The organism is Streptomyces sp. WAC 01529, assembly GCF_003945545.1.
GTDB lineage: Bacteria > Actinomycetota > Actinomycetes > Streptomycetales > Streptomycetaceae > Streptomyces > Streptomyces anatolicus.
This window is the reverse complement of the sequence record NZ_CP029617.1, coordinates 5,634,452-5,647,541: the sequence shown is the minus strand read 5'-3', so window position 1 is coordinate 5,647,541 and position 13,090 is coordinate 5,634,452. Positions and strand designations below refer to the sequence as shown.

9 protein-coding genes are annotated in these 13,090 nt (G+C 71.1%); 6 read left to right on the top strand and 3 right to left on the bottom strand.

Annotated features, from left to right (window positions below; all coding sequences use genetic code 11):
- Positions 1–31: 31 nt before the first annotated feature.
- Positions 32–520 carry a MarR family transcriptional regulator gene (locus tag DMA15_RS25410; protein WP_125515073.1) on the bottom strand — a complete coding sequence of 163 codons (489 nt, stop codon included), beginning with the start codon at positions 518–520 and terminating at the stop codon, positions 32–34.
- Positions 521–777: 257 nt separating this feature from the next.
- On the opposite strand from DMA15_RS25410, the gene DMA15_RS25405 reads away from it, so the two are divergent.
- Positions 778–1,611 (top strand): lysozyme, encoded by an 834-nt coding sequence (locus tag DMA15_RS25405; RefSeq protein ID WP_125515072.1) that lies wholly within the window; start codon positions 778–780, stop codon positions 1,609–1,611.
- A gap of 61 nt (positions 1,612–1,672) precedes the next feature.
- Here the strand turns inward: DMA15_RS25405 and lon are convergent, their stop codons facing one another.
- The gene (lon, locus tag DMA15_RS25400) at positions 1,673–4,093 is read right to left on the bottom strand and encodes an endopeptidase La (protein ID WP_125515071.1); all 2,421 of its coding nucleotides are present in this window, start codon (positions 4,091–4,093) and stop codon (positions 1,673–1,675) included.
- Positions 4,094–4,262: 169 nt separating this feature from the next.
- On the opposite strand from lon, the gene DMA15_RS25395 reads away from it, so the two are divergent.
- Positions 4,263–5,294 carry a methyltransferase gene (locus DMA15_RS25395; RefSeq protein WP_346428923.1) on the top strand — a complete coding sequence of 344 codons (1,032 nt, stop codon included), beginning with the start codon at positions 4,263–4,265 and terminating at the stop codon, positions 5,292–5,294.
- Here the strand turns inward: DMA15_RS25395 and DMA15_RS37595 are convergent.
- Entirely contained in the window at positions 5,180–6,166 is a 987-nt protein-coding gene (locus DMA15_RS37595; RefSeq protein ID WP_240659925.1) for a rhomboid-like protein, read from the bottom strand. The two genes, DMA15_RS25395 and DMA15_RS37595, sit on opposite strands and share 115 nt — an antisense overlap.
- Before the next feature lie 152 nt (positions 6,167–6,318).
- On the opposite strand from DMA15_RS37595, the gene DMA15_RS25385 reads away from it, so the two are divergent.
- From DMA15_RS25385 to DMA15_RS25370, 4 genes are all read left to right on the top strand, one after another.
- Entirely contained in the window at positions 6,319–7,017 is a 699-nt protein-coding gene (locus DMA15_RS25385) for a spermidine synthase (protein ID WP_125515070.1), read from the top strand.
- 65 nt (positions 7,018–7,082) lie between these two features.
- Positions 7,083–7,823, top strand: a complete 741-nt coding sequence (locus DMA15_RS25380) for a response regulator transcription factor (RefSeq protein WP_125515069.1) — start codon at positions 7,083–7,085, stop codon at positions 7,821–7,823.
- Positions 7,824–7,836: 13 nt separating this feature from the next.
- On the top strand, positions 7,837–8,934 hold the full coding sequence (locus DMA15_RS25375; RefSeq protein ID WP_125515068.1) for a HAMP domain-containing sensor histidine kinase: 1,098 nt from the start codon (positions 7,837–7,839) through the stop codon (positions 8,932–8,934).
- A gap of 276 nt (positions 8,935–9,210) precedes the next feature.
- Positions 9,211–13,029, top strand: coding sequence for a multifunctional oxoglutarate decarboxylase/oxoglutarate dehydrogenase thiamine pyrophosphate-binding subunit/dihydrolipoyllysine-residue succinyltransferase subunit (locus tag DMA15_RS25370; protein WP_206302839.1), 3,819 nt, complete (start codon positions 9,211–9,213; stop codon positions 13,027–13,029).
- The last annotated feature ends 61 nt before the right edge of the window (positions 13,030–13,090 follow it).

The following is a 13,090-nucleotide window of genomic DNA, read 5'->3' as shown; positions in this document are numbered from 1 at the left end:
AGGAGGCCGAGGCGCTGCCGTCAGCCGCCGCTCAGGAATCCGCGCTCGAATTGAGCTGCCCGAGCAGCCGGGCCAGCTCCGCGACCTCCGTGCGCTCCCAGCCCTGGAGCCGGCGCACGTACTGGGCGCGGCGGGCGGCACGCACCGTGCGGAAGCGGGTACGGCCCTCGGGCGTGAGCCGGATGAGCCAGGCGCGCCCGTCGGCGGGGTCGGGCTCGCGGGAGACAAGGCCCAGCTCCTCCATGGCCCGCAGCTGGCGGCTCATCGTGGCCTTGCCGACGCCGATGTAGGCGGCGAGGTCGGTGGCGCGCTGTGGTCCCGAGTCGTCGAGGCAGACGAGCAGGCCGTACGCGGCGGGCTCCAGGTCGGGGTGGACCTGGCGCGCCATCTCGCCGGACGAGGCCCGCGCGCGGCGCATCAGGAGCGACAACTCCCGCTCCAGGGAGAGGAACTCACGGTCCACCCCCGGCTCGGCGTCACCGCGCGCCCCGACCGTCACACCCTCTTCTGCAGCACCCATGTCCCGCTTTCCCGATTCTGAAAGTTATCGCCGCGAGGCTCTCGCGCCGCAGGCATGGCGCCGGCGGCCTGACCAGTATTTCGCAAGGTCGCCGCGGTGCCGTTCCGATGGCACCGCCACAGGAGTGGACCAACGGCACCACTCTGCCCCTCTTCCCTCACGTCGGTCTACGTGCGTAGCTTTTCAAGTGACATGTTCACACCATGAACCTGTCGACAGGTCCCCCCCGAGCACCACTGAGGCCTTCGGAGGCACGCATGCCCGTGCACAGACCCGGACCGGCCCGCCGCTCGCGCTTGTCGCCGGCGGGTGTCCTCCTCGCAGTCCTGTCCGCTCTCTCCCTCCTCCTGACGCTCCCCACGGCGGCCCAGGCGGACGAGATCCCCCCGCGCGGCTCCGCCCGGCTCGGCCAGGGCGTGATCGAGCACGACGGCCAGGGCGGCCTGCCCACCGGTGGCGGCGCCGTCCAGACCGAGGGCGTCGACGTCAGCAGCCACCAGGGCAACGTCGCCTGGTCGACCCTGTGGAACAGCGGGGTGAAGTGGGCCTACGTGAAGGCCACCGAGGGCACGTACTACAAGAACCCCTACTTCGCCCAGCAGTACAACGGTTCGTACAACGTGGGCATGATCCGCGGCGCCTACCACTTCGCGACGCCCGACACGGCGAGCGGCGCCGCCCAGGCCAACTACTTCGTGGACAACGGCGGCGGCTGGTCGCGCGACGGCAAGACGCTGCCGGGCGCGCTGGACATCGAATGGAACCCCTACGGGGCGTCCTGCTACGGCAAGTCGCAGTCCGGCATGGTCAGCTGGATCCGCGACTTCCTGAACACCTACAAGGCCCGCACCGGCCGCGACGCCGTCATCTACACCGCCACCAGCTGGTGGAAGCAGTGCACCGGCAACTACAGCGGCTTCGGCGCGAGCAACCCGCTGTGGATCGCCCGCTACGACACCAGCCCGGGCGAACTCCCGGCCGGCTGGGGCTTCCACACCATGTGGCAGTACACCTCGTCCGGGCCGACCGTCGGGGACCACAACAAGTTCAACGGCGCCCTGGACCGGGTGCAGGCGCTCGCCAACGGCTGAGCACACGTGAAGGAAGGGTGGCCGGCCCGATGCCGGGCCGGCCACCCTTCACCCTGGCGTCCTACGCGGCGGCCGGGACCCTCACCTCCGCTTCGGTGAGGGCCAGTTCGAGCACCTGGCGCACATCGGTGACCGCGTGCACGTCCAGCTTCTCCAGGACCTCGGCGGGGACGTCGTCGAGGTCGGGCTCGTTCCGCTTCGGGATGATCACCGTGGTGATCCCGGCGCGGTGGGCGGCGAGCAGCTTCTGCTTGACGCCGCCGATCGGCAGGACACGCCCGGTCAGCGAGACCTCGCCCGTCATCGCCACGTCCGTCCGCACGAGCCGGCCGCTGAGCAGCGAGGCGAGGGCGGTCGTCATCGTGACGCCCGCGCTCGGACCGTCCTTGGGCACCGCGCCCGCCGGGAAGTGGATGTGCACGCCCCGGTCCTTGAGGTCGGCGACCGGCAGCTCCAGCTCGGCCCCGTGCGAGCGCAGGAACGACAGGGCGATCTGCGCCGACTCCTTCATCACGTCACCGAGCTGACCGGTGAGGGTGAGGCCCGACGCACCGGTCTCCGGGTCCGCGAGGGAGGCCTCCACGAAGAGAACGTCGCCGCCCGCCCCGGTGACCGCGAGTCCGGTGGCCACGCCCGGCACCGCGGTGCGCCGCTCGGCCGGGTCCTGGGCGGACTCGGGCACGTGGTGCGGCCGCCCGATCAGGCCGCGCAGGTCCTCGTCGGTGACGGTGAACGGCAGCTCCCGCTCACCCAGTTCGTGCTGGGCCGCGACCTTGCGCAGCAGCCGCGCCACGGACCGCTCCAGGTTGCGCACGCCCGCCTCGCGCGTGTACTCGCCCGCCAGCTTGCGCAGGGCGCTCTCGTCGAGGGTGACCTCGTCCTTCTCCAGGCCCGCCCGGTCCAGCTGGCGCGGGAGCAGGTGGTCGCGGGCGATGACGACCTTCTCGTCCTCGGTGTAGCCGTCGAGCCGGACCAGCTCCATGCGGTCGAGCAGGGCCTCCGGGATGGCTTCGAGGACGTTCGCCGTCGCCAGGAAGACGACGTCGCTCAGGTCCAGCTCCACCTCCAGGTAGTGGTCCCGGAAGGTGTGGTTCTGCGCCGGGTCGAGGACTTCGAGGAGGGCGGCGGCCGGGTCGCCCCGGAAGTCCGAGCCCACCTTGTCGATCTCGTCCAGGAGCACGACCGGGTTCATCGACCCGGCCTCCTTGATGGCCCGCACGATCCGCCCGGGCAGCGCCCCCACGTACGTACGACGGTGGCCGCGGATCTCCGCCTCGTCGCGTACGCCACCGAGCGCGACCCGCACGAACTTGCGGCCCATGGCGTGCGCGACGGACTCGCCGAGCGAGGTCTTGCCGACGCCGGGCGGGCCGACGAGGGCGAGCACGGCGCCGCCGCGGCGCCCGCCGACGACACCGAGACCGCGGTCGGAGCGGCGCTTGCGGACCGCGAGGTACTCGGTGATGCGCTCCTTCACGTCCTGGAGCCCGGCGTGCTCGGCGTCCAGGATCTCCTGGGCGCCCTTGATGTCGTACTGGTCCTCGGTGCGTTCGTTCCACGGCAGTTCGAGGACGGTGTCGAGCCAGGTCCTGATCCAGGAGCCCTCGGGCGACTGGTCGCTGGCGCGCTCCAGCTTGTCGACCTCCTTGAGGGCGGCCTCGCGGACCTTCTCGGGCAGGTCGGCGGCCTCGACGCGGGCCCGGTAGTCGTCGGACTCCTCGGCCGCGTCCTTGCTGTCGCCGTTCAGCTCGCGCAGCTCCTTGCGTACGGCGTCCAGCTGGCGCCGCAGCAGGAACTCGCGCTGCTGCTTGTCCACGCCCTCCTGGACGTCCTTGGCGATGGTCTCGGCGACGTCCTGCTCGGCGAGGTGTTCGCGCAGCTGGGCGGTGGCGAGCCTGAGGCGGGCGACCGGGTCCTCGGTCTCCAGGAGTTCGATCTTCTGCTGGGTGGTGAGGAAGGGTGAGTAGCCGGAGTTGTCGGCGAGCGCGGAGACATCGTCGATCTGCGTGACGCGGTCGACGACCTGCCAGGCGCCGCGCTTCTTGAGCCAGCTGGTGGCCAGCGCCTTGTACTCCTTGACCAGCTCGGTGACGGCGCCGGGCAGCGGCTCGGGGACGGAGTCGTCGAGCTTCTGGCCCTCGACCCACAGGGCGGCGCCGGGACCGGTCGTACCGGCGCCGATGCGCACGCGGCTGCGGCCGCGGATGAGGGCGCCGGGGTCGCCGTCGGAGAGCCGCCCGACCTGCTCGACGGTGCCGAGGACGCCGGTGGCGGCGTACGTCCCGTCGATGCGCGGAACAAGCAGCACCTTCGGCTTGCTGTCGCCCTCGGAGCGGGCCGCGGCCTGCGCGGCCTCCACCGCGGCGCGCACCTCCGCGTCGGAGAGGTCGAACGGAACCACCATGCCGGGCAGGACCACCTCGTCGTCGAGCGGCAGCACAGGCAGAGTGAGCGAGGTGGACGAGGTGGACTCAGTAGCCATGATCTCCCTTTCGGCATTCAAGTTGAGCTGTACCGACTCAATGCTTATGAGCGCCGCAGTGTTCCCCAAAGCCTGTTCGCTCTGAGCGATCACCGGACGCCCTCTGTACGGATGGGCCTTCCGTGGAGACCGTGGGAGTCCCCCCTCGCACACGGAGGAGAGAGCCACCGTGGACACACCGGACAACGGCGCGGGCCCCGCCGAAGACGTCGCCGGCCGGCTCATGGAGCTGGCCCTCGGGCACCTCTTGTCGGCGGCGCTGCGCACCGCGGCCCACTGCCGCGTCGCCGACCACCTGGCGGCGGGCCCGCGCACCGCCGAGGAGCTGGCGGAGCTGACCGGCACGCACGCCCGGCATCTGCGCCGCGTCCTGCGCTATCTCGCCACGCGGGGCGTCTTCCGCGAGGACGAGGCGGGCGCCTTCCACCTCACGCCGGCCGGGGACGCGCTACGCACGGACGCCCCGTACTCCCAGCACGCCGCGGTGCTGATGCTGACCGACCCGGTGTTCCAGCGGACCTCAGCGGGCCTGGAGGAGACGGTGCGCGAGGAGGGACCCTCCTTCGAACGGGCCTTCGGGAAGCCGTTCTTCGCGTATCTGGCCGGGGACCCGGCGCTCCGGGAACTGTTCGACGCCGGCATGACCTCGCTCTCGGGGCCGGTCGACGCGGTGGTGGCCGGGACCTATCCCTTCCCCGAGCGGGGCACGGTGGTGGACGTCGGCGGCGGGCGCGGCGGCCTCCTGCGGGCGGTGCTGCGCGGGCGGCCCGGCCTGAGCGGGGTCCTCTTAGACCAGACCCCGGCGGTCAGCACGCACGTCCTGAGCGGGGACGAGACGGTACGGGGCCGCTGGAGCGCCGAGTCGGGGGACTTCTTCACCAAGGTCCCCAAGGGCGGCGACCTGTACATCCTCAAGCACGTCCTGCACGACTGGCCGGACGAGGCCTGCATGCGGATCCTGCGCAACTGCCGGACGGCGATGGCGCCGGACGCCCGCCTCGTGATCGTCGAATCCGTGCTGCCCCCGGGGAACGACCCGCACCCCGGCAAGACGATGGACGTGGCGATGGCCGCGATCGTGGACGGTCAGGAGCGTACGGAGGCGGAGTTCGCCGCGCTGCTCTCGCGGGCGGGGTTCGAGCTGACGCGGATCCTGCCGACGACGGCCTTCCCGTCGGTGGTGGAGGCGGTGCCGGTGTAGGGCCTGCCCGGGCGGCCGCCCAGGGACCGGCGGCCGCGGCGCAGCAGGGGCCAGGTGGAGACGCCGATGACGAGCGCCAGCAGGTGGCCCCAGTTCGTCATCGGGTCGGTGAACGCGATCAGGTCGTCGATCAGCATCCAGCCGAACCCCGCGAGCACGGCCCACCGCGGCCACGGCGAGAGCAGCCCCGCGAGCGCGCCGACGCTGGCGGCGACGCCGAAGCTGATGCCGTAGTCGAGGCGGTGCAGCGAGCTGCCGGGCAGATGGCCCGCGAGGACGGAGAGGCCGACCGGGACCTCGGTGGCGAGGGTGGCGACGACGTGCCCGAGCAGGAAGACCCCGGCCGTGCGCAGCCCGCCGATGCGGCGCTCAAGCGCGGTGAGGACCAGCAGGAACCCGATGGCGTACGGCGAGGTGATGCCGCCCGCGATCCACAGGGCGCTGGCGAGCAGGACGAGGACGGGGTTGTGGGTGAGGTGGGCGACGTCGGTGCTGGAGCCGCGGAGCAGCGCGGAGACGAGGTCGGGGTCGGCGTACTGGCTGAGGAGCGAGGTGGCGACGAGGACGACGGCGTACCCGAAGGTGAAGGGCGTACTCGTGGGCCCGGGCAGCATCCGCAGGCCCGCCCGGCCCCATCTCCCGGAGACGGCGCGGACGCCGCGTCTCTCGCCCCTGTCCGAAGCGGCGCCGGCCTCCTGCCCGCCCGGCCCCCCGACGCCCGCGCGTCCGCCGGGCGCGCCCGCGCTCGCGCCGGGCCCGCCGGGCTCCTCCGCCCGAGCGCGGCGGCCCGGCTGGCGAGGGAGCGCGTTCAGGGGCGGCCGCTCGGGGAGAGGCCCCGGCACGGCGGCCGGGGTCTTGACGCTCTGGTTCACGGGTGAGGCGCTCCTTCCGTCCCGGCCTACCCTTTGCCCTCTTTTCCGGCGCTGTCTATGACCCGCGCCACGTGCGGCGCGATTCACAGCAACCCAGGAGGCCGTTTCCGCGTTGCCCCCATACCCCCACCCCCCACAAATACGCTGGGCCCATGCAGACCCACACCACCGCCCCCGTCGTCCTCGACCGGCGCGAGGGCCCGTACGGCGAGGTCGTACTGCGGCGCCACGGTGCGCTGCTGCAGATCATCGCCAACGGCTGTTTCCTGATGGACACCTCCGACGGCCGCTCCGAGCGGCTGCTCGTCGACGCGGCGCGGGACGCCCTCGACGACCGCCCGGAGCCCGCCGTGCTGATCGGCGGCCTCGGCGTCGGGTTCTCCCTCGCGCACGCCGCCGCCGACCCCCGCTGGGGACACATCACCGTGGTCGAGCGCGAGGGCGCCATCATCGACTGGCACCGCGCGGGACCGCTCGCCGAGCTGTCCGCGGCGGCGCTCTCGGACTCACGTACGCAAATTCTTCACACGGACCTCGTCAGGTACCTCAAGGGAGCGGCGGAAGGCCTCCCCGGCACCCCGGAAACGTACGACGCGCTCTGTCTGGACATCGACAACGGCCCCGACTGGACGGTGACGGAGGGCAACAACTCCCTTTACTCGCCTGCCGGTCTGGCCGCCTGCAAAGCCCGGCTCACCCCCGGCGGAGTGCTCGCCGTGTGGTCCGCGAAGCCCTCGTCCGCTTTCGACGACGCTCTACGGAATGCCGGATTCCAGAGGGTACGAACCGAAGAGATCCCCGTTGCCCGAGGCGTCCCTGACGTGGTGCACCTCGGCGTCCGGGCTGCGTAGCCGAGGTGGCTTCGCGCCCCGTACCCTGCTGACCGAACACAAGCGATCAGTGTCAGGGGCGGGCGATGGAGCAGACACACACCTCCCACAGCGGCGCCACGGCGGCGACACCCGGCGCCCAGCGCCGGGTCCTGGTGGTCGAGGACGACCCGACGATCGTCGACGCCATCGCCGCCCGGCTGCGTGCCGAGGGTTTTGTTGTGCAAACGGCCGGGGACGGACCCTCGGCGGTCGACACCGCACAGGCGTGGCAGCCCGACCTGCTGATTCTCGACATCATGCTGCCGGGCTTCGACGGCCTGGAGGTGTGCCGCCGGGTCCAGGCCCAGCGCCCCGTCCCGGTCCTCATGCTCACCGCGCGTGACGACGAGACGGACATGCTGGTCGGCCTCGGCGTCGGCGCCGACGACTACATGACCAAGCCCTTCTCGATGCGGGAGCTGGCGGCCCGCGTGCACGTCCTGCTGCGCAGGGTCGAACGGGCCGCGCTCGCCGCGACCACCCCCCGCAGCGGCATCTTGCGCCTGGGCGAACTGGAGATCGACCACGCCCAGCGGCGTGTGCGGGTGCGCAGTGAGGACGTCCACCTGACACCCACCGAGTTCGACCTGCTGGTCTGCCTGGCCAACACCCCGCGCGCGGTCCTCTCCCGCGAGCAGCTGCTCGCGGAGGTGTGGGACTGGGCCGACGCCTCCGGCACCCGGACCGTCGACAGCCACATCAAGGCGCTGCGCCGGAAGATCGGCGCCGAGCGGATCCGGACCGTGCACGGCGTGGGCTACGCCCTCGAAACCCCGACCCCCTGAGGCCGGTCCTGCCATGAGCGGGCCCTTCGGACCTCGCGGACCTTTCCAGGGCTTGCGGCCCTTCTCCATCAAGACCAAGCTCGGCGCCCTGGTGGTCGTCTCCGTGTTCATCACCACGGGACTGCTCCTGGTGGCGATGAAGACCGAGACCGAGCTGCGCTTCATCACCGTCTTCTCGGTGATAGCCACCCTGCTCATCACGCAGTTCGTGGCGCACAGCCTCACCGCCCCGCTGGACGAGATGAACGCGGTGGCCCGCGCCGTCAGCCATGGCGACTACACGCGCCGGGTGCGCGGCGCCGACCGGCGCGACGAACTGGGCGACGTGGCCTCCACGATCAACGCGATGGCGGACGACCTGGAGGCCCAGGACACCCAGCGCAAGGAGCTGGTCGCCAACGTCAGCCACGAGCTGCGCACCCCCATCGCCGCCCTGCGCGCGGTCCTGGAGAACGTCGTCGACGGCGTCTCGGCCGCCGACCCCGAGACCATGCGCACCGCCCTGAAGCAGACCGAGCGCCTGGGGCGTCTGGTGGAGACCCTGCTCGACCTCTCCCGCCTCGACAACGGCGTCGTCCCGCTGAAGGCCCGCCGCTTCGAGGTCTGGCCGTATCTGTCGGGCGTACTGAAGGAGGCCAACATGGTGGCCTCCGCGCGCGCGGGCATCGCCTCCGGCTCCGGCAGCCACACGCGTACGGACGTCCATCTGCACCTGGACGTCTCGCCCCCGGAGCTGACGGCCCACGCGGACGCCGAGCGGCTGCACCAGGTCGTGGCCAACCTCATCGACAACGCGGTCAAGCACAGCCCGCCGCACGGCCGCGTGACGGTACGGGCCAGGCGCGGCCCCTACCCCGAGTCCCTGGACCTGGAGGTGCTCGACGAGGGCCCCGGCATCCCCGAGTCCGAGTGGCACCGCGTCTTCGAGCGCTTCAACCGCGGCAGCCACGCGGGCACCCCCGCCAAGAACTCGGCCAACGACGGCGGCACCGGCCTCGGCCTCGCCATCGCGCGCTGGGCGGTCGATCTGCACGGCGGCCACATCGGAGTGGCCGAATCCCCTCGCGGCTGCCGGATCCAGGTCACCCTTCCGGGCCTGCTCGAAGAGTGAAGTTGACGTAGGGTTCGAAGCCGAAGCGATTCGCCGACCGCTCTTGTGGGCACCCGGGGACCGCCGCCGCGCGTAGACGTCCCGCTGACGTACCCGCGCGGCCATCTGGCGTTGCGGAACCTCGCTTGTTTCCCGCCATTTACAGCGCCGAAACCCTCGCTCCGATGTGACTTACGCGACGGATGACGGGCCCGGCCTGCACCTCACGCCGATGGAGGCGTAGCCTTTATTTCCGCTGTCCATCACCTTGTGAAGCGGAAGAGGGCGGTTACCGCCGTGTCGTCACAGTCCCCCAGTAGCTCGAGCACTTCGACCGACCAAGACGCGCAGGGCAAGGACCCTGCCGCCGCCTTCGGTCCCAATGAGTGGCTCGTAGACGAGATCTATCAGCAGTACCTCCAGGACCCGAATTCGGTCGACCGAGCCTGGTGGGACTTCTTCGCCGACTACAAGCCAGGGGCGGGCGCTTCCGTAGCCGCCGCCCCGGCTGAGCCGGCGGGTGACGCGGCCGCGGGGGCCGCGGCCACCACTGCTCCCGCCGCCCCGGCCGCGCCCGCCGCACCGGCTCCCGCCGCCGAGCCCGCGGCCCCGGCCGCCGAGAAGCCCGCCGCCCCCGCGGCGAAGCCCGCGGCCGCCGCCCCGGCCCCTGCCGCCAAGCCCGCCGCCGCGAAGCCCGCCCCCAAGGCGGAGCCCGCGAAGGAGGCCCCGGCCGGCCCCGAGTACACGACGCTGCGCGGCCCGGCCGCCGCGGTCGCGAAGAACATGAACGCCTCGATCGAGGTACCGACGGCCACGTCGGTGCGCGCGGTCCCGGTGAAGCTGCTCTTCGACAACCGCATCGTCATCAACAACCACCTCAAGCGCGCCCGCGGCGGGAAGATCTCCTTCACGCACCTGATCGGGTACGCGATGGTGCAGGCCATCAAGGCCATGCCGTCGATGAACTACTCCTTCGTGGAGAAGGACGGCAAGCCGACCCTGGTCAAGCCGGAGCACATCAACTTCGGCCTCGCCATCGACCTGGTGAAGCCCAACGGCGACCGCCAGCTCGTGGTCGCGGGCATCAAGAAGGCCGAGACCATGAACTTCTTCGAGTTCTGGCAGGCCTACGAGGACATCGTCCGCCGCGCCCGCGACGGCAAGCTCGGCATGGACGACTTCACCGGCGTCACGGTCTCCCTGACCAACCCCGGCGGCCTCGGCACCGTCCACTCGGTCCCGCGTCTGATGCCCGGTCAGTCGGTCATCATGGGCGTCGGCTCGATGGACTACCCCGCGGAGTTCCAGGGCACCTCCCAGGACACCCTGAACAAGCTCGGCATCTCGAAGGTCATGACGCTCACGTCGACCTACGACCACCGGGTCATCCAGGGCGCCGCCTCCGGCGAGTTCCTGCGGATCGTCGCCAACCTCCTCCTCGGCGAGAACGACTTCTACGACGAGATCTTCGAGGCGCTGCGGATCCCCTACGAGCCGGTCCGCTGGCTCAAGGACATCGACGCCTCGCACGACGACGACGTCACCAAGGCCGCCCGCGTCTTCGAGCTGATCCACTCCTACCGCGTCCGCGGCCACGTCATGGCCGACACGGACCCGCTGGAGTACAAGCAGCGCAAGCACCCCGACCTGGACATCACCGAGCACGGCCTCACCCTGTGGGACCTGGAGCGGGAGTTCGCGGTCGGCGGCTTCGCCGGCAAGTCGATGATGAAGCTGCGCGACGTCCTCGGCGTGCTGCGCGACTCGTACTGCCGCACCACCGGCGTCGAGTTCATGCACATCCAGGACCCCAAGCAGCGCAAGTGGCTCCAGGACCGCATCGAGCGCCAGCACGCCACGAAGCCGGAGCGCGAGGAGCAGCTGCGCATCCTGCGCCGCCTGAACGCCGCCGAGGCGTTCGAGACGTTCCTCCAGACCAAGTACGTCGGCCAGAAGCGCTTCTCCCTGGAGGGCGGCGAGTCCGTCATCCCGCTGCTCGACGCGGTCATCGACTCCGCCGCCGAGTCGCGCCTGGACGAGGTCGTCATCGGCATGGCCCACCGCGGCCGCCTGAACGTCCTGGCGAACATCGTCGGCAAGTCGTACGCCCAGATCTTCCGCGAGTTCGAGGGCAACCTCGACCCGAAGTCGATGCACGGCTCCGGCGACGTGAAGTACCACCTGGGCGCCGAGGGCACCTTCACGGGCCTGGACGGCGAGCAGATCAAGGTCTCCCTGGCCGCCAACCCCTCCCACCTGGAGGCGGTCGACCCGGTCCTGGAAGGCATCGTCCGCGCCAAGCAGGACATCATCAACAAGGGCGGCACGGACTTCACGGTCCTGCCCGTCGCCCTGCACGGTGACGCGGCCTTCGCGGGCCAGGGCGTGGTCGCCGAGACCCTGAACATGTCGCAGCTGCGCGGCTACCGCACGGGCGGCACGGTCCACGTCGTCATCAACAACCAGGTCGGCTTCACCGCCGCCCCGGAGTCGTCCCGCTCGTCGATGTACTCGACGGACGTGGCGCGCATGATCGAGGCGCCGATCTTCCACGTGAACGGCGACGACCCGGAGGCCGTGGTCCGCGTGGCCCGGCTGGCCTTCGAGTTCCGCCAGGCGTTCAACAAGGACGTCGTGATCGACCTCATCTGCTACCGCCGCCGCGGTCACAACGAGTCGGACAACCCGGCCTTCACCCAGCCGCTGATGTACGACCTGATCGACAAGAAGCGCTCGGTGCGCAAGCTCTACACCGAGTCCCTCATCGGTCGCGGCGACATCACCCTGGAAGAGGCCGAGCAGGCGCTCCAGGACTACCAGGGCCAGCTGGAGAAGGTCTTCACCGAGGTCCGCGAGGCCACCTCGCAGGGCGCGCCGGTGGAGGTCCCCGGCCCCGAGGCCGAGTTCCCCGTGGCGGTGAACACCGCGATCTCCCAGGAGGTCGTCAAGCGCATCGCCGAGTCCCAGGTCAACATCCCCGACCGCGTCACCGTGCACCCGCGGCTGCTCCCGCAGCTGCAGCGCCGCGCGGCCATGGTCGAGGACGGCACGATCGACTGGGGCATGGGCGAGACCCTCGCCATCGGCTCGCTGCTCATGGAGGGCACCCCGGTGCGCCTCGCGGGCCAGGACTCGCGCCGCGGCACGTTCGGCCAGCGTCACGCGGTCCTCATCGACCGCGAGACGGGCGACGACTACACCCCGCTGCTCTACCTCTCCGAGGAGCAGGCCCGCTTCAACGCCTACGACTCGCTGCTCTCCGAGTACGCGGCGATGGGCTTCGAGTACGGCTACTCCCTGGCGCGTCCCGAGTCCCTGGTGATGTGGGAGGCCCAGTTCGGTGACTTCGTCAACGGCGCGCAGACCGTCGTCGACGAGTTCATCTCCTCGGCCGAGCAGAAGTGGGGCCAGACCTCCGGCGTCACGCTGCTCCTGCCGCACGGCTACGAGGGCCAGGGCCCGGACCACTCGTCCGCCCGCCCGGAGCGCTTCCTCCAGCTGTGCGCGCAGAACAACATGACGGTCGCGATGCCGACCCTCCCGTCGAACTACTTCCACCTCCTGCGGTGGCAGGTGCACAACCCGCACCACAAGCCGCTGGTGGTCTTCACCCCGAAGTGGATGCTGCGCCTGAAGGCCGCCGCGTCCAAGACGGAGGAGTTCACCTCGGGCGGCTTCCGCCCCGTCATCGGCGACACACGCATCTCCTCCGGAGAGGGTGACCCGAACGCGATCCGCAAGGTCGTCTTCTGCGCGGGCAAGCTCTACTACGAGCTGGAGGCCGAGCGGGAGAAGCGCGGCATCACGGACACGGCGATCATCCGCATCGAGCGTCTGTACCCGCTGCCGGGCGCGGAGCTGCAGGAGGAGATCTCCAAGTTCCCGAACGCCGAGAAGTACCTGTGGGCGCAGGAGGAGCCGGCGAACCAGGGCGCGTGGCCCTTCATCGCCCTCAACCTCATCGACCACCTGGACCTGGCGGTCGGCGCCGACATCCCGCACGGCGAGCGGCTGCGGCGCATCTCGCGCCCGCACGGCTCGTCCCCCGCGGTCGGCTCGAAGAAGCGCCACGAGCAGGAGCAGCAGCAGCTCCTGAGCGAGGTCTTCGAGGCCTAGGCCTCAGCGGTCCTCCGTAGGTGGGCCCGGCCCCGAGCGCTTGCCGCCCGGGGCCGGGCCC